The sequence below is a fragment of the Allobosea sp. P1_B10 genome, from assembly GCF_056406735.1.
The window spans coordinates 25,924-42,402 of the sequence record NZ_JBFTZP010000003.1 but is presented as its reverse complement, the minus strand read 5'-3'; the positions used below and the strand labels follow the sequence as shown (position 1 = coordinate 42,402).

Sequence of the window (16,479 nt, the reverse complement as noted above, 5' to 3'; positions counted from 1 at the left end):
CCGCTTTGGCCGCTCCCTTCGGCTTTGCCCTCTCAGGGAACCGCAGCGGTATATCCCGGTTGATATCCTAGCGCCCCGGTACCGCGCCGGAGCCCTGTGAAAGGAGCCGAGGTCATGCGCATGCATAAGAGGTTCTTGATCGGTTCACTCCTGCTTGGCCTCAGTGCCGGCGGCGCTGTCGCGCTGGAGCAAACCCGCATTGCCCAGGCCGACCCGGGAACCAGCCTGCAACGGCAACGCGCCCCGGGCATTCCGCTTGCTCCCAGTCCCGGCACGGTCGCAGAACGCGAACGCGCCTTGGGCGATACGGCCCAGCCTTCGCCGCCGGCGCGGCCACGCAATGTGCGACAGGCCAGCAACCCGTCGCAGATCGAGCGTGACCCGCCGATGCCACGCGGCGTGCCCTCGATCATCGCGCCCTAACCGAGCGTTTCGATTTACGATTGCGAAAGATGTCCCTCCTAGCCTGCCGGGCAGGAGAGCCTGACCATGAGCGATTCATCCCTCGCCATCGCGCAAAGCGCCATGGCGACGCGTGCAGCTGCGACACAGCAAGCCCTGCAGACCGAAATGCTGCGCCAGCAGGCCGCCAGCGACCAGGCGGTGCTCGAATTGCTCGAGCAGAGCGTGGCCCAGCAGAAGGCAACGCTCCCGGCTGGCCAGGGCGGCGCCGTCGACATCTCGGCGTGAGCCTGCGGCATGCCCGGCTTGCGGGCCGGCGATCGATCCTGCAGCATCCGCCGGTTGCACCCGCGCGACTTCGCGCCTAGTTTCTCCGTCGTTCCGAGGGGTGCTCGCAAGAGCTGAGATGGTCGCAGGGCCAAACCCGTCGAACCTGATCCGGGTCATACCGGCGGAGGGACTGGAACGCGGCTTACCTTTGGCGTGGCCGCTTAACAGCGACTAACCCGCTCAACCAACCCGGATCTCCTGAACCTTGGACCAAGGAGGAGATCCAGATGAACGTCCCCACCACCACAGACCGGCCAGGCCAGATGACGGCACAGCATATCGATGCCGCCGGCGCTGCCGCCATTCTCGCCCGCGTCGCGTCGCAGCGCCCGCGCGTGCAATGCCTGACCAATACGGTCGCCCAGAACATCACCGCCAACATGCTGCTCGCCTTCGGCGCGATCCCATCCATGGCGATCCATGTCGACGAGGTCGCGGCGATGGCGCGCGGCGCCGGCGCGATCCTGATCAATATCGGCACGATCAATGCCGAGAGCGAACTCGCTATTCCCAAGCTGCTAGAGGCGGCGCGCGATCACGGCAAGCCGCTGGTGTTCGATCCCGTCTTCGTCGAGCTGTCGCCGCTGCGCCAGCATGTTTCGCGCGAGGTCCTGAAGCTTCGTGATGTCGTGGTCCGTGGCAACGCCACCGAAATGGCGGCGCTCGGCTCGGCGCTCGACGATGCCCGCGAGCGCAACCTGACCTGCGTCACCACCGGCAGGGTCGACCTGATCGAGGGCGCGTCGGGCCAGTATCGCGTCGCGCATGGCCACCCGCTGATGACCAAAGTGACCGGGGTCGGCTGCGCGGCCGGCGCCCTGATCGCAGCCTGCTGCGCCGTCGAGAGCGATTTTGCCCGCGCGGCGGCGGCGGCGCTGATCGCTTATGGTATCGCCGGCGAGATCGCAGCCCAGCGCTCCAGGGGCCCCGGCAGTTTTGGCGTCGAGCTGATCGACGCGCTGGCCGCCATCGATGAAGCGACGCTGCGTGCGGGCATGGGAGAACAACAGTGAGCGTCGATATCCTGCTTTACGGCATCGTCGATCCGCAGATCGGGAGGGGTCGGTCGCTGGCAGAACTCTCCGCCGCTGCGGCTCGTGGCGGGGCCACGCTGATCCAGTACCGCGCCAAGGACGCCTCGACCCGCGAGATGGTCCGCGAGGCGCGAGCCATCAAGGCGGCGCTGGCTGGCACAGGCGTGCCGCTATTGATCAATGACCGCATCGACGTCGCGCTGGCCTCAGGCGCGGACGGCGTCCATGTCGGAGCCGACGACATGGAGCTTGCCGATGCGCGCCGCCTGCTCGGCGAAAGCGCGATCATCGGTGCCACGCTGAAAAACGCCAGCGAGTTGCCCTATCGCGGCTCGGCGCGGATCGACTATGCCTGCATCGGCGGAATCTTCGCGACGGTCCACAAGGACAATGCCGACGCACCGCTCGGGCTCGATGGCTATGCCGCGCTGCGCGAACAGGCCCGCACGGTGCTGGGCGCGCTGCCAATCGGCGCGATCGCGGGCATCACGGCGCAGAATGCGGCGAGTGTGATGGCAGCGGGAGCAGACGGCATCGCCGTGATCGGCGCGGTGTTCGGCGGCGATGATGTCGAGGGCGATACGCGCCGGCTGCGCGCGGCTCTCTGAGCGACGCACCACCGTCATTGCGAGGAGCGCAGCGACGAAGCAATCCAGCAGGGCGTAGCGCTCTACAAAGACTGGATTGCTTCGCTGCGCTCGCAATGACGACTCAGCCGATCAGACAGAGTTTTGACCGTCGTCACGGGTTCCGGGCTCGCCCCTGTGGGGCACCCCGGAATGACGACGGAGGCTGTGCCCTCAGCTGCGCGCAAACGTCTCGTCGAAGGCGTAGCCTGAGCCCCGCACCGTGCGCAGCGGGTCCTTGGCGTCGCCCGGCGTGATCGCCTTGCGCAGGCGCCCGACATGCACGTCGACCGTGCGCTCGTCGATATAGACGTCGCGGCCCCAGACGGCGTCGAGCAGCTGGGCGCGCGAATAGACGCGGCCGGGAGCCTGCATCAGGAATTCAAGCAGCCGGAACTCAGTCGGGCCCAGATGCAGCTCTGTACCGGCGCGGCGGACGCGGCGGGTGGTGCGGTCGAGTTCGAGATCGCCCGCCGTCAGCAGCCCTGCGACATGGCCGGGCTTGGCCCGGCGCAGCAGCGCCTGGATGCGCGCGATCAGTTCCGGCAGAGAGAACGGCTTGACGACATAGTCGTCGGCGCCGGTCGCCAGGCCGCGCACGCGCTCGGTCTCCTCGCCGCGTGCGGTCAGCATGATGATCGGTACGCGCTCTGTGTCGCGGCGGGTCCGCAGGCGCCGGCAAAGTTCGATTCCAGACAGCCCCGGCAGCATCCAGTCGAGCAGGACGAGGTCGGGCGTGTGGTCGCGAAGGTGCAGTTCGGCGTCGTCGCCGCGCGCGACGCTGTCGACCTCAAAGCCTTCGGCCTCCAGGTTGTAGCGCAGCAGGAGCGTCAACGGCTCCTCGTCCTCGACGATCAGGATGCGTGCGGGCATGGCGCGTTTCCGTTTGAAGACTTGACGTCATGGTCGGGCTTGACCCGACCATCTCTGGACCAATGCAATTCTGTCATGAGATTCTCGGGTCTGCGCTTCGCTTCGCCCGAGAATGACGCGTCCGCATTGGCCGTACGTATCACCGCCCCGTGACGGCCTCGACGCTGATGTCTGTGGTGTCGATCTTCGGGCGATTGAGATCGAGCGACTCGCCGGTAACCAGATAGTGGATGGTCTCGGCGATGTTGGTGGTGTGGTCGCCGATACGCTCGACGTTCTTGGCGCAGAACAGGAGATGCGTGCAGAAGGTGATGTTGCGCGGATCTTCCATCATATAGGTCAGCAGCTCGCGGAAGAGCGAGGTGTAGAGCGCATCGATCTCGCCATCACGGTGCCAGACCTCCAGCGCCTTCTGCTCATTGCCGGCGGCATAGGCGTCGAGAACGTCCTTGAGCTGGGCCTGCACCAGGCGGCTCATATGCTCGAGGCCGACCACGGCGCGATGCGGCGGCTGGAACTGGCCGGAGATAGCGACCGCGCGCTTAGCGATGTTCTTGGCGAGATCGCCGACGCGCTCGATGTCCGAGGCGATGCGGATCGCCGAGATCAGCTCGCGCAGGTCGTTGGCGAGCGGCTGGCGGCGCGCGATGGTCAGCACCGCCCGCTCCTCGACATCGCGCTGCAGGTTGTCGAGCCGCTGGTCGGCGGCGATCACCTTCTGCGCCAGGGTGGTGTCGCGACGCACCAGCGCGACGGTGGAATCGCCGAGCATGCGCTCGGACATGCCGCCCATCTCGGCAAGGCTGCGGCGCAGCGATTCCAGTTCGGCGTCATAGGAGCGGACGATGTGGTCGGACATGGCGTTATTCCCTTGGCGGCGCGGGCTGGAGAGCGGATCGTCTGGAACGCTTCAGCCGAAGCGGCCGGTCACGTAGTCCTGCGTCTGCCTCTTATGCGGGTTCATGAAGATGGTGTTGGTCGGCGCGAACTCGATGACCTCGCCGAGATACATGAAGGCGGTGTACTGCGAGATACGAGCCGCCTGCTGCATGTTGTGGGTCACGATGACGATCGTGAAGTCGGTCTTCAACTGCTCCAGCAGGTCCTCGATCTTGCCGGTCGAGATCGGGTCCAGCGCCGAGGTCGGCTCGTCGAACAGGATGACCTCGGGGCGCTGCGCGATGGTGCGCGCAATGCACAGCCGCTGCTGCTGTCCGCCCGACAGGCCCATGCCGGAGGCCTTGAGCTTGTCCTTGACCTCGTCCCAGAGCGCGGCGCGACGCAGGGCGCCCTCGACGCGGTCGTCGAGCTCGGATTTCGGCGGCTTCTCGTAGAGGCGGATGCCGAAGGCGACGTTGTCGTAGATCGACATCGGGAAGGGCGTCGGCTTCTGGAAGACCATGCCGATGCGCGAGCGCAGCTCGTTGACGTCGATATCGTTGGAGATGACGTTGCGCCCGTCGAGCATGACCTCGCCGGTGGCCCGCTGCTCGGGATAGAGCGAGTAGATGCGGTTGAAGATGCGCAGCAGGGTCGACTTGCCGCAGCCCGAGGGGCCGATCAGCGCCGTGACATGGCGGTCGCGGAAATCGAGGTTCACGCCCTTCAGGGCCTTGTGCTCGCCATAGTAGAAATCGAGGTTCTTGACCGCGATCCGCACCGGGGCTTCGGCATCGAGCGTCTGCGGGGAGAGTTCAAGGGTCGAAAGCATCGACAGGTTCCTTCAGATCGGACGCGACGGGGTCTGACGTCGGGCTGTTGTTTTGCGGCGGCTTATCTGGAGCCGCGCACTATGCGGCGGGCGATGAGCGAGAGCACGAGGATCGAGACCGTGATGATCAGCGAGCCCGCCCAGGCGAGCTGCTGCCAGTTCTCGTAAGGGGCCGAGGCGAACTGGTAGATCGTCACCGGCAGGTTGGAGACGCCGCCGACCAGCGAGGGCGAGAACCAGAAATTGTTGTTCAGCGCGGTGAAGAGCAGGGGCGCGGTCTCGCCGGCGATGCGGGCGAGCGCCAGCAGGATGCCGGTGACCATGCCCGATTTCGCGGCGCGCCAGGTCACCGAGGTGATCACGACGGAGGGTGGGGCGCCGAGCGCGGCACCGGCCTCGCGCAGCGGCGCCGGGACCAGACGCAGCATGTCCTCGGTGGTGCGCACGATGACGGGGATCGCGATGATGCCGAGCGCGACGCCGCCGGCCCAGCCGGAATAGCCGCGGAAGGGCTCGACCAGCACGACATAGACGAACAGGCCGATCAGGATCGAGGGCGCCGACAGCAGGATGTCGTTGACGAAGCGGATCAGGTTGGCGAGCTTCGAGCCGCGGCCGTACTCGGCGAGATAGGTGCCCGCGAGCACCCCGATCGGGGTCGCGACGACAATGCCGAGGAAGGTCAGCACGACGGAGCCGACGATGGCGTTGGCGAGGCCGCCACCTTCCGAGCCCGGCCCGGGCATGGTCTGGGTGAAGGTCGCGGCGGAGAGACCGCCGATGCCCTTCACGACCAGCATGCCGAGGATCCAGAACAGGACGAAGATCGCGACGAAAGTGAAGCCGGCGGCGGTGAGCTTCATCAGGCGGTCGGCGGTGCGGCGCGACTGGCGCACGCGGCCCCAGGGGGCATGCGGCAATTCGCGGACGGTGGAGGGTGTCGTCATGCTCATGATCGGCTTCCGCTCAATAGGCCTTGACGCGCGAGACGAGGATGCGCGCGATGACGAGGACGACGAAGGTGACGAAGAACAGGATGCAGCCGAGCGCGATCAGGGCGTTGAGCTGCAGGCCCATCGCCTCGTTGAACTCGTTGGCGATGCGCGAGGCGATGGTCGAGCCTGGATCCATGATCGAGGCCGAGAGCCGGTTGGCGTTGCCGACCACGAAGGTCACGGCCATGGTCTCACCGAGCGCGCGTCCCAGCCCCAGCATGATCGCGCCGATGATCGAGACACCGGCCTGCGGCACGAGCACATGGCGCACGACCTCCCAGGTCGTGGCGCCGATGCCATAGGCGCTCTCGCGCAGCACGGAGGGGATCTGCTCAAGCATGTCGCGGGTGATCGAGGCGATGAAGGGGATGATCATGAAGGCGAGGATGAAGCCGGCCGTGAGAATGCCGAGCCCCGAGGGCGAGCGCGCATAGAGCACCGTGCCGACCAGCGGGATGCCCTCGACGATGTTCGAGAGCGGCACCTGCACATAGGCCGCAAACAGCGGCACGAACACGAACAGCCCCCACATGCCGTAGATGATCGACGGCACGGCTGCGAGCAGCTCAATGGCGGTCGAGACCGGCTGCTTGAACCAGGGCGGCGCGAGCTGCGTGAGATAGACGGCGATGCCCAGCGAGAGCGGGACGCCGATGACCAGCGCGATCAGCGCGGTGGCGAGCGTGCCGACGATGGCGGGCCAGGCACCGTACTGGTCGTTCTGGGTGTCCCAGACGCTCGAAGTGATGAAGCTGAGGCCGAATTCGCGGAAGGCCGGCCAGCCGCCGATCACCATAGAGAGCATGATGCCGGCGAGCAGCACGAGCACGAGCAGCGCCGCCAGGAAGCTGGCATTGCGGAAGACGAGGTCGAAGGTGCCCTTCGGCGTTTTGCGCACGGCCGGGGCGGGTGATCCGGTCATCATCTGTGTCACGGCGGTCATCCGCTGGTACTCCGGTCTCGTCGGTTAGATAGGCGCAGGCAGATCAACCATCAGGCAAACCGCCTCCAGGCCTCGTGCTGAAACACCGCGGCGCGGCTCATCAGGTAAGGGCTGAGAGCGTAGGCGGCGAAGCGGGTGTCCCCGCTTCGCCCTGGCACGTCAATCCTCAGAAGATCGGCTTGCCGGTCGGGTCGGTGACGCCCTTCCAGGCGTTGCGGACCTGGTCCTTCACGGCGCCCGGGAGCGGCACGTAATCGAGATCGAGGGCGAGCTTGTCGCCGTTCTTGTAGGCCCAGTCGATGAACTTCAGGGCAGCCTGGGTCTCTTCCGGCTTGTCGGGCTTGGCATAGACCAGGAGGAAGGTGGCCGAGGTGATCGGCCAGGCCTGCGCGCCCTTCTGGTTGTTCAGCGAGATGCCGAAGCCGGGAGCCTCGTTCCAATTGGCGTTGGCAGCGGCGGCCTGGAACGACTTGTCGTCGGGGGCCGGGAAGTTGCCGTCGGCGTTCTGGACCAGGGCATGCGAGAGCTTGTTCTGCTTGGCATAGGCGGATTCGACGTAGCCGATCGAGTTGGCGACCTGCTTCACCGAGGCCGAGACGCCCTCATTGCCCTTGCCGCCGATGCCGACAGCCCACTGGACCGACGCGTTGGCGCCGACCTTGGACTTCCAGTCGGCCGAAACGCGAGAGAGATAGTCGGTGAACACGAAGGTCGTGCCCGATCCGTCCGAGCGGTAGACGGGGTTGATGTTGGCGTCGGGCAGGGTCAGGCCGGAATTGATCGCGGTGATCTTCGGGTCGTTCCACTTCTTGATCGTGCCGAGATAGATCTCGGCGACGATCGGGCCCGTGAGCTTGAGCTTGCCGGGCTCGACGCCGGCAATGTTCACGGCGGGGACGACGCCGCCCATCACGGTCGGGAACTGGATCAGGCCGGACTTCTCGAGGTCATCGCCCTTGAGAGGCGCGTCGGTGGCGCCGAAGGCGACCGTCTTGGCCTTGATCTGGCGGATGCCGCCACCGGAGCCGATCGACTGATAGTTGAGACCGATATTGGTCTCCTTCTTGTAGGCCTCGGCCCACTTCGAATAAATCGGGAAGGGGAAGGTCGCGCCAGCGCCGGTGATGTCGGCGGCCACAGCCACGCCGGACAGACCGAGCGTCGCGGCCGCGAGAATGAGAATTTTGCGCATTGAGATGTCCTCTCTGGGTCGCACGTCTTAGCGAGCCTGTCAGAACACCTTCTGTATGACACCTACATGACAGATCGTCATTATCGCTGTCACAAAGGGCTCAGGCCTGGGCCCGCGGCGCGCTGCCCTGGCGCGGGAATACCGCGCGGAGGGTCGCACCCGCCCCCTGCGCGCTCTCGATCGCCAGGCGGCCGCGATGGCGCAGCACGATGTGCTTGACGATGGCGAGGCCCAGCCCCGTGCCCCCGGCTTCGCGGCTCGCGGCGGTGTCGACGCGGTAGAAGCGCTCGGTCAGGCGCGGCAGGTGCTCGGGCGCGATGCCGGGACCATCGTCGCGCACGCTGACGCTGACCTCGACCGGCCCCTCGACGACATCGATGGCGACCTCGCCCCCGCGCTTGCCGTATTTGATGGCGTTCTCGACGAGGTTCTCCATCAGCCGCAGCAACTCATCGCGGTCTCCCGCGACCATGACCGGCTGGTCGGGCATCGACAGGCGCAATGTGACATTGCGCTCGCGTGCCATCAGGGTGAGCGAATCCACGATCTCGCGCGAAATTCCGGCAAGATCGACGGGTGTCTCCGGCGCGAGATGGGCGCGCAGCTCGATGCGCGAGAGCGACAGCAGGTCGTCGACCAGCCGCGCCATGCGCAGGCCCTGCTCGCGCATGATCGCGAGGAAGCGGTCCCGGGCGCCGGCATCGTTGCGGGCGGGACCCTGCAGCGTCTCGACGAAGCCGAGCAGCGAGGCCAGCGGCGTGCGCAGCTCGTGGCTGGCATTGGCTACGAAATCGACGCGCATGCGCTCGGTGACGCGCTGTTCGCTCAAATCCTCGAAGGTCAGCAGCACGGGGTGCCGGCCGCCGGGGCCGTCGAGTGCGGCGATGTGGATGCGGAAGGTGCGCTCGAGGGGCACTCGCTCGACGAGTTCGATGACCTGCCGGCCTCCTCCGTTCGTGACCTGCGCGATCGCGTCGATCAGATCGGGGTCGCGCATCACGAGCGCGAGCGGCTGGCCCAGGCTGAGGCTGGGCATCAGCGCGCGCATGGCCGGGCTCGTCGCCTGGGCCAGGCCTCGCGGGTCGAGCAGGACGACGGCGGCGCCCGTGGCCTCGATCAGGGCCAGCGTCGCCGGAGCTTTCAGATCGGCGGCAGTGAACACGACGCGTTGCCCTTGAAGGTGATCGCCTGACGGCTGTCTGCGATCGGGGAGGCGCAGGATGCCCGACAGGGTCCGGCGCATCGGCTTCTTCCTGATCGAAAACGCGGGCGCGCGTCAATTCCCCCGCGACGAGGCCCGGGGGATGGCGGGCCCGGCGCAGGCCGGATGGCAGGCTCCCCCTTTCCCGCGCCATGCTCTAGCCTGTCGCTTCGTAAGGGAGCTGCCAGATGGCCAAGACCAAGACACCGACCCGCAAGACGAAGGCGAAGGGGCCCGGCGGCGCCTCCGCCACCGATCAGGGGCCGGCTTTCGACATCGAGGCCCCGTCCCTGCCGAAGGAGATCGTCGAGGCGGCGTTTCGCAGCGGCGACTACCCGCACGGCAAGCGCATGAAGCGCAAGCATTACGAGAAGGCGCTCCTGCCTCTGCAGATCGAGCTCCTGAAGCTGATGAGCTGGGCGCGCGAGACCGGCGAGCGCATCGTCATCGTCTTCGAGGGACGGGACGGCGCCGGCAAGGGCGGCGCCATCGCACGGTTCTCGCAGCATCTCAATCCACGGCAGGTCCGGATCGTGGCGCTGTCCAAGCCGTCCGATACCGAGAAGGGGCAATGGTATTTCCAGCGCTACACCGCCGAAATGCCGACGGCCGGAGAAATCGTGCTGTTCGACAGGTCCTGGTACAACCGGGCCGGCGTCGAACGGGTGATGGGCTTCAGCACGCCCGAGCAGGCCGACGACTTCCTGAGCGAGGCGCCGCAGTTCGAGGGCATGTTCACGCGCGACGGCGTCCGGCTGATCAAGTTCTTCCTCACCATCGGGCGCGAGATGCAGATCACCCGGCTGCATGCGCGCTGGCACGACCCGCTGAAGCGCTGGAAGCTGTCGCCGATCGACTTCGAGGCGCTGCCCCGTTTCGACGCTTACTCCGATGCCTTCGAGCGGATGCTGTCGCGCACATCGACCGCCTGGGCGCCGTGGTGCGTGGTGCGCGCCAACGACAAGTTCCGGACCCGCCTCAACACGATCCGCCATGTGCTGAACGCGATCCCCTACAAGGACAAGGACGAGGAGGCGATCGGCGAGATCGACGACGAGATCGTGCTGGCGGCGGATACTTATCTCGCCAAGGGCGGCGAGCGTTGAGCCGCGCGCCCACGGCCCGGCCGCCTAGCGCTCGCGCCGCTTGATCCGGCGGAACATCTCGTTCAGCGCCAGCATGACCAGCGCCAGGATGAAGGGCAGCAGGTAGTAGATGATGCGAAACAGCAGCAGCGCGCCGAGCACGCCTTCATAGGGCAGGCGGCTGAGCGCGATCAGCATGGTCGCCTCGAAGACGCCGAGGCCACCGGGCGCATGGCTGGCGATGCCGATCAGCACGGCGAAGACGTAGACGGCGAGGAAGCTGGGATAGTCGATGTTGTGGCCGCCCGGCAGCAGCACGAACAGCACGGCCGCCGCCGCACAGACCTCGCAGGCGCCCAGGAACATCTGGCCTAGCGTGATGCCGAGGCCCGGCAAAGGCAGGTTCCAGCCCTTGACGCGGATGGTACGCTCGCCACTGGCGATCCAGGCGAGATAGCCCAGCGTGCCGAGCGCGACGGCTGCGCCTGCCCCCTGCATGACCAGCGGCGAGGTCCGCGCCAGCACGGCCACCGAATCCGCGGCATAGATCAGGCAGGCGCACAGGATCGCGCCCAGGCCAAGCCAGAAGGTCAGCCCCGCGATGACGGTAAGGCTCGCGACCTCCGAGGCACGCACGCCCTTGGGCGAGTAAATCCAGTAGCGCACCGTACCGCCGGTCACGATCGGGAAGCCCAGCGTGAAGGAGACGGAATAGCTGGTGAAGGACGCCAGCGCTGTTGTGCGATAGGCGATCGAGAGCCCCAGACGCTTGAGCGCGAGGGCGTCATAGCCGGTCAGTAGGAGATAGCTCAGCGCAGTGAAGCCGACCGCAAGGCCGAGCTGACGCTGGCTTGCATTGGCGAAGGCGCCTGCCAACTCGCCGGGCTGGATTTCCCTGACGATGAACCAGAGCACGACCAGCGAGGCGCAGAAGATCAGTCCGCTCGCCAGCGGCCCGAGCCACCACCAGCGGCTGCGGCGGCGCAGGGGCATGCCCGGACGCAGTGAGGTACCTGGCTCATGCGGGCCGAACGACATCCGGACAAACTCGCTCGAAGGCTGATCGGGACCACGCCTGAGCGCGAAATCCCCTAGGCGGGAGGGCAGGCCGCTGGAGGCGACCCTTGCCCCGACAGATAGCGCCTCGTCGCCGTTGCACAAGCGCAAACGGCTCCCACCGGGCGCGATCCGCCCCTGCGCCAGCCGCGGCTCAGGCAGTTTTCCTGAATATCCGCAAGGTCTTGAAGCCTGCGACTTCTTCGACCGGCGCGGTCTTGATCCATGCCGCGATGTTCCGCTCGGCGATGTCGTAGGCATAGGAGCCGGTGTAGAACAGGATATATCCGCCGATATCGGTCTGGGCGGTGAAGAGATCGATGACCTCGCGGTCGGTCAGCGCGCCATAGGCGTCGTTCGCCTCCGATCTGAACTCGCCGGTATGGAACAGCGTGACGATATCGAAGCGCGGCAGGAGCCTGGCATTGCTGGTGTAGATGTCGCCGAAATAGGCCGAATAGGACTTGGTGATGGTCGGATTTGCGGTCGCGAGCTTCACGAACGCGTCGTATTCCTGCGGTGAGGCGGTGATCCCCAGCACGGTGCAGGCGAGCGCGGGCTCGGCGCAGCGGATGCCGACGTAATGATGCCCGCCCGTGCCGAAATGGTAGATGCGCTTGCCGGTCAGCCCCTGCTCCTCGAGCCATTCGACGAGGTGCACGTCACAGGGGCACTGCTCGACGCGCAGGCCCCAATAGGCATCCCAGATATTCATGGTCGCGGCGGTAGCGGTCATGGTCTTGGCTCCGTCAGGGTGATGCCGGCGCTTCCCGGCGCGGCTGTGGTGGGCATGGTCAGGGTGGCGGCACCGGGTCAGAACGCTCCGCTCATGACGGACCGGGCTCGACCGGTTCGGCACGCGCCAGATGCAGCTCCGGGCGCCGCCCCTCGGCATAGGCCAGCCGCACGACGCCGCCCGCCCGCTTCATCAGGATGCGGTGCGTCGCGGCCTCGGCGAAGCCGGCGCTGTGCCCGAAGGCGAGGATGATCGCGTCGGGCCGCTGCGCCCGCAGCTGCCCGAGCAGTTCGAGCGCCACCTCGGTCTCCAGCGCGCTCGTCGCCTCGTCGAGCAGGACGACGTCGGGCAGTTCCAGCTCGGCGCGGGCGAAGGCGAGCCGCTGGCGGTCGCCGCTGGCGAGTTCCTTGTCCCAGTCGCGACTCTCGTCGAGCCGGGGCGCGAGGCTGGACAGGCCGTAACGCCGCAGCGCCTCCTTGATCTCGGGCTCAGTGCGGGGCGTCGTCGTGTCGAGCGCGGCCCGCAGCGTGCCCTCGCTGAGATGCAGCTTCTGGGGCACCACCGTCACCAACGCCCCGCGCGGCAAGGCGACCTCGCCGCGGCCCCAGGGCCAGAGCCCGGCCACGGCCTGGATCAGCGCCGGCTTGGCGAGACCGAGTTCGCCGGAGACGTGCAGAAAGCCGCAGCGCGGGACGCTGAGCGCAATGTCGGCCGCCAAGGTGCGGCCATCGCGATCGACCAGCGTGACGTCGTCGAGGCGCAGAAGGCCATCGGCACTGGGCCGTAGCGCAAGGTGGTCGCCGGACGGCTTGTCATCGATGCTCTCGAGGGCGTCGGCAAGCTCATTGACGCGCCGAGCGGCCGCGAGCCACTCGGCGATGCGGATGAAGTTGTCGAGGAACCAGTTGAAGGCGTTCTGGACCGCGACGAAGGCGGCCGCGACCTGGACCACCCCGCCCAGCGACATCTCCCCCGACAGGTATTTCGGCGCGGCGAGCAACAGCGGCACGACCGGCACGAGCGCGCTGCTGCCATTGGTGATCCAGGTCAGACGGGCGCGCTGGCGGATCACCGTCAGCCAGCGCTGGACGAGCCCGTCATAGGTCCGCGCGACGGCGCGTCTCTCGCCCGCCTCAGCGCGGGCGAGCGCGATGGTCTCGCCATGGTCGCGGATGCGCATCAGCGAAAAGCGCAGCCGCGCCTCGGCCTCGTTTCGCGCCGCCATCAGCCGCGGCAGGCGGCGCCCGACAATGGTGATGAGACTGGATACCAGCACCGCATAGGTGATCGCCGCCAGCACGAGATAGGCCGGGATCGTGATCGCACCCATTGCCGCCGGTAGCGTGAGGGAACCGCCGATCTCCCACAGGATCTCGATGAAGGTGATGATGGTGATGAGCGCCGAGAGCAGGCCGATGGCGAAGTCGACCACCGGCTCGGTCGCCCAGCGGACATCGTCGGCGATGCGGTATTCGGGGTTGGCCGGCTCATGGCCGGACAGGCCGAGCCGGAAGAAGCGACGCTCGTTGATCCAGCCATCAGCGAGCTTGTCGGCGACCCATTTGCGCCAATGCACCTGGAACGTCTCGCGCGAGACCAGGATGGCGACGCCGAGACCCGCCACGATCAGCATCAGCACGGGGAAGACCGCCATGGCGATCAGGGCGCTCTCGCTGTCCTTCTTCTCCAAGGCGTCGAAGAACCAGCCGTTCCAGCGGTTGATCGTGACATTGACGAAGACCGTGAGGATCGTCGCGCAGGCCAGCGTCAGCGACCAGAACCAGGCTATGCGGGCGGTCCGCCCGCGCCAGAAGCCGCCAGTGAGACGCGCGAAGCGCAACGTCACCTGTCGATCGCTCGGCAGGGCGCTAGCATCAGGCGTGTCGTTGAGCTTCAACAAGCGCGACGGTCCCCCCGGATCGACGACCGTGCCCGCAAGACCAGAGTGCGCCCGACCCGGAAGTGACGCAGGGTTAGCCGGCATCGCATGAACTTGATATGAATGAACGCTGAATGGCGCTCCTCGGCGTTCCGGCCGCGTCCCGTCCGGCGGGGTTGCGGACGAGAGTTGCCCCTAGTTCGGGGGATGCAGGCGTGAAACGGCATCGGATCGATCTGCATGGCCCGCGTCCCACCCCCGCCATTGCGGGTATGGCTAGCGCGTGCGGGCTGGGCCATGCTTCGCCCGCATGGCCAACAGCCCGCATGCGGACGTGTCGGCTGTACGGATGCAAATGACGCATGAACAGGCAGAGAGCGAAGGTTCTCCTGCATGACGAGCGAGACGGGGAGGGTCGTTCGATGATCTACGAAGAACGCGATTATCGCATCAGGGCCGGGAAGCTCGGCGAGTTCGTCCAGATCTATGGCGAATACGGCCTGCCGCTTCAGAAGCAGCATCTGGGCACCTTCATCGGCTACTTCACCACCGAGATCGGCGAACTCAACCATGTCGTCGCGCTGTGGAGCTACCAGAGCCTCGACGAGCGTGCAGCCAAGCGCAAGACGATGCTCGCCGACCCGGCCTGGCAGGACTACCTGAAGCGCGTCGACGGGCTGATCGACATCCAGAACACGCGTATCCTCAACCCCGTCTCCTACTCGCCGCTGCAATGAGCGCCGCCACGCAATCCGGTGCGGCCGGAATCTTCACCGCCGAGACGGCCGATGGCGCGGTCCTCCAGGCAAAGTCGCAGGGCAGCGGACAGGTGCTCCTGCTCGTCAGCGGGCTCGGTGGCACCGCCGGGTTCTGGAGCGGTACCGCAGCCGCTCTGGCACGCTCCTTCCGCGTGATCAGCTTCGACCAGCGCGGCATCGGCGCCAGCACGCGCGGCACGGCCCCCGTCACCATCGACCAGCTGGCGCTGGATTGCTTCAACGTGCTCGATGCCGCGGGCGTCGACCGCGCGGTCGTGCTGGGGCACTCGACCGGCGGCTGCATCGGCCAGGCCATGGCGCGGCTGTCCGGCGGGCGGCTCGACGGGCTGATCCTGAGCGGCAGCTGGCTGCGGCCCAGCCGCTACATGGGCAGCCTGTTCGGCACGCGCCGCGCCATCCTCGCCGAGAACCCGCAGGCCTATGCCGCGACCGCGGTGCTGATGGCCTACCCGCCAGCCTGGATCGAGGCGAACTGGGCAACCTACGAGGCCGCCGTCGCGGCCGCGCCGGTGACCGCGCAGGCGCAGCAGGTGGTGCGCGAGCGGATCGACGCGCTGATATCGTTCGACGGCTCGGCCGATCTCGGCGCCATCGTGATGCCCGTGCTGGTTCTGGGCGCGCGCGACGACATGATCGTGCCGGCCTTCCTGCAGGAGGAGCTTGCGGCGGCCCTACCCGGCTCGCGCAAGACGATGCTCGACACCGGCGGACATTTCTTCCCCGTGGCCCGGCCCGACGCCTTCACGGCGAACGTGGCCGAATGGGTCGGCGAACTCGGATGAAGCCGCGCCGCGTCGTCCTGATCGGCTTTGGGGCAATCGCGGGCGATCTCGCGGCCAATTTGATGGCGACGCGCGAGCCGGCCTATGCGCTCGGCGTGCTGTTGAAGCCGGGCTCCGCCTCCCGCCAGCGCGTGCCGACCGGTTGCACGGTGCTCGGCTCGGTCGCGGAGCTAGCAGACTTCGCCCCCGATCTCGTGGTCGAGGCGGCAGGTCACGAGGCGGTGCGCGGCGTCGTTCCCGACTGCCTCGCACGCGGCCTTCCCGTCCTGATCTCGTCGATCGGCGCGCTGCATGACGATGCGTTGCTGAAACAGCTCGTCGCCACCGCCCGCGCCAGTGGCGGGCGTCTTCTGCTGGCCTCCGGCGCGCTCGGCGCGCTCGACTATGTGCGCGCGGTGCGTGGAGCGGGCGCGCTTTCGCTGGCTTATGAATCGCGCAAGCCGCCGGCCGCCTGGCGCGCCGAACTGACCGCGCTCGGCCATGATCCAGACAGGCTGGAGGCGCCGGTGACGCTGTTCTCGGGCAATGCCCGGCAGGCAGCTTCGGCCTATCCGCAGAATCTCAACGTCGCTGCGGCCCTGGCGCTGGCCGGTCCCGGCTTCGAGGCGACCGAAGTCGCCGTGGTCTGCGATCCCGCCGCCACCGGCAACACCCATATTGTGACCGCAAGCAGCGAATTCGGCACGATGAGCCTGAGTATTGCCAACCGGCCCTCGCCCAGCAATCCAAAGTCGTCCTGGATCGTCGGCGCGTCGCTGCTGGCGGCGATCGAGCAGCATTTCTCGCCCATCGCGATGCTCTAACGGCGCAATCGCGCCGCTCCCGGCATGCGCCAGAGCGAAGGCGTCGGCCGTT

The 16,479-nt window shown here is 67.1% G+C and carries 18 protein-coding genes and 1 riboswitch; of the genes, 8 read left to right on the top strand and 10 right to left on the bottom strand.

The features are described from left to right. The first annotated feature begins 135 nt into the window (after positions 1-135). The 4 genes from AC1D2L_RS07715 to thiE all read left to right on the top strand — a co-directional run bounded on the left by AC1D2L_RS07715 (position 136) and on the right by thiE (position 2,374). Complete coding sequence (locus tag AC1D2L_RS07715; RefSeq protein WP_476845268.1) at positions 136-423, top strand: hypothetical protein; 288 nt, start codon at positions 136-138, stop codon at positions 421-423. 66 nt (positions 424-489) lie between these two features. Continuing rightward, entirely contained in the window at positions 490-690 is a 201-nt protein-coding gene (locus tag AC1D2L_RS07710; RefSeq protein WP_476845267.1) for a hypothetical protein, read from the top strand. A gap of 86 nt (positions 691-776) precedes the next feature. Next, a riboswitch (TPP riboswitch) is annotated at positions 777-880 on the top strand. 79 nt (positions 881-959) lie between these two features. After that, on the top strand, positions 960-1,745 hold the full coding sequence (gene thiM, locus AC1D2L_RS07705) for a hydroxyethylthiazole kinase (RefSeq protein WP_476845266.1): 786 nt from the start codon (positions 960-962) through the stop codon (positions 1,743-1,745). Further along, positions 1,742-2,374 (top strand): thiamine phosphate synthase, encoded by a 633-nt coding sequence (gene thiE, locus AC1D2L_RS07700; RefSeq protein ID WP_476845265.1) that lies wholly within the window; start codon positions 1,742-1,744, stop codon positions 2,372-2,374. The genes thiM and thiE overlap by 4 nt, the downstream gene beginning before the upstream one ends. A 192-nt stretch (positions 2,375-2,566) precedes the next feature. Here the strand turns inward: thiE and phoB are convergent, their stop codons facing one another. The 7 genes from phoB to AC1D2L_RS07665 all read right to left on the bottom strand — a co-directional run bounded on the left by phoB (position 2,567) and on the right by AC1D2L_RS07665 (position 9,349). Continuing rightward, positions 2,567-3,265 (bottom strand): phosphate regulon transcriptional regulator PhoB, encoded by a 699-nt coding sequence (phoB, locus tag AC1D2L_RS07695; RefSeq protein ID WP_476845264.1) that lies wholly within the window; start codon positions 3,263-3,265, stop codon positions 2,567-2,569. 139 nt (positions 3,266-3,404) lie between these two features. After that, on the bottom strand, positions 3,405-4,124 hold the full coding sequence (gene phoU / locus AC1D2L_RS07690) for a phosphate signaling complex protein PhoU (protein ID WP_476845263.1): 720 nt from the start codon (positions 4,122-4,124) through the stop codon (positions 3,405-3,407). 51 nt (positions 4,125-4,175) lie between these two features. After that, positions 4,176-4,976 carry a phosphate ABC transporter ATP-binding protein PstB gene (gene pstB, locus AC1D2L_RS07685; RefSeq protein WP_476845262.1) on the bottom strand — a complete coding sequence of 267 codons (801 nt, stop codon included), beginning with the start codon at positions 4,974-4,976 and terminating at the stop codon, positions 4,176-4,178. A gap of 62 nt (positions 4,977-5,038) precedes the next feature. Further along, positions 5,039-5,929 carry a phosphate ABC transporter permease PstA gene (gene pstA, locus AC1D2L_RS07680; protein ID WP_476845261.1) on the bottom strand — a complete coding sequence of 297 codons (891 nt, stop codon included), beginning with the start codon at positions 5,927-5,929 and terminating at the stop codon, positions 5,039-5,041. A gap of 13 nt (positions 5,930-5,942) precedes the next feature. Next, positions 5,943-6,914 carry a phosphate ABC transporter permease subunit PstC gene (gene pstC / locus AC1D2L_RS07675; RefSeq protein ID WP_476845260.1) on the bottom strand — a complete coding sequence of 324 codons (972 nt, stop codon included), beginning with the start codon at positions 6,912-6,914 and terminating at the stop codon, positions 5,943-5,945. 166 nt (positions 6,915-7,080) lie between these two features. After that, positions 7,081-8,106 carry a phosphate ABC transporter substrate-binding protein PstS gene (gene pstS, locus AC1D2L_RS07670; RefSeq protein WP_476845259.1) on the bottom strand — a complete coding sequence of 342 codons (1,026 nt, stop codon included), beginning with the start codon at positions 8,104-8,106 and terminating at the stop codon, positions 7,081-7,083. 100 nt (positions 8,107-8,206) lie between these two features. Next, positions 8,207-9,349 (bottom strand): ATP-binding protein, encoded by a 1,143-nt coding sequence (locus AC1D2L_RS07665; RefSeq protein WP_476845258.1) that lies wholly within the window; start codon positions 9,347-9,349, stop codon positions 8,207-8,209. A gap of 146 nt (positions 9,350-9,495) precedes the next feature. Between AC1D2L_RS07665 and ppk2 the strand changes: the two genes are divergently transcribed. Then, positions 9,496-10,413: a polyphosphate kinase 2 gene (gene ppk2, locus AC1D2L_RS07660; protein ID WP_476845257.1), complete on the top strand. Its 918-nt coding sequence runs from the start codon at positions 9,496-9,498 to the stop codon at positions 10,411-10,413. 24 nt (positions 10,414-10,437) lie between these two features. Here ppk2 and AC1D2L_RS07655 read toward each other — a convergent pair whose 3' ends face one another. From AC1D2L_RS07655 to AC1D2L_RS07645, 3 genes are all read right to left on the bottom strand, one after another. Next, positions 10,438-11,385 carry a lysylphosphatidylglycerol synthase domain-containing protein gene (locus tag AC1D2L_RS07655; protein ID WP_476845256.1) on the bottom strand — a complete coding sequence of 316 codons (948 nt, stop codon included), beginning with the start codon at positions 11,383-11,385 and terminating at the stop codon, positions 10,438-10,440. Positions 11,386-11,602: 217 nt separating this feature from the next. Next, the gene (locus AC1D2L_RS07650) at positions 11,603-12,184 is read right to left on the bottom strand and encodes a hypothetical protein (protein ID WP_476845255.1); all 582 of its coding nucleotides are present in this window, start codon (positions 12,182-12,184) and stop codon (positions 11,603-11,605) included. A 91-nt stretch (positions 12,185-12,275) separates the two neighbouring features. Beyond that, positions 12,276-14,084 carry an ABC transporter ATP-binding protein/permease gene (locus AC1D2L_RS07645; RefSeq protein WP_476845254.1) on the bottom strand — a complete coding sequence of 603 codons (1,809 nt, stop codon included), beginning with the start codon at positions 14,082-14,084 and terminating at the stop codon, positions 12,276-12,278. Between the two features lie 401 nt (positions 14,085-14,485). On the opposite strand from AC1D2L_RS07645, the gene AC1D2L_RS07640 reads away from it, so the two are divergent. The 3 genes from AC1D2L_RS07640 to AC1D2L_RS07630 are packed head-to-tail and all read left to right on the top strand — an operon-like array spanning position 14,486 to position 16,427. After that, positions 14,486-14,800, top strand: a complete 315-nt coding sequence (locus tag AC1D2L_RS07640) for an NIPSNAP family protein (protein WP_476845253.1) — start codon at positions 14,486-14,488, stop codon at positions 14,798-14,800. Next, positions 14,797-15,624, top strand: coding sequence for an alpha/beta fold hydrolase (locus tag AC1D2L_RS07635; protein ID WP_476845252.1), 828 nt, complete (start codon positions 14,797-14,799; stop codon positions 15,622-15,624). Before AC1D2L_RS07640 ends, AC1D2L_RS07635 begins: the two co-directional genes overlap by 4 nt. Next, a complete protein-coding gene (locus AC1D2L_RS07630; RefSeq protein ID WP_476845251.1) occupies positions 15,621-16,427 on the top strand; it encodes an aspartate dehydrogenase in 807 nt (268 codons plus the stop codon). Before AC1D2L_RS07635 ends, AC1D2L_RS07630 begins: the two co-directional genes overlap by 4 nt. The last annotated feature ends 52 nt before the right edge of the window (positions 16,428-16,479 follow it).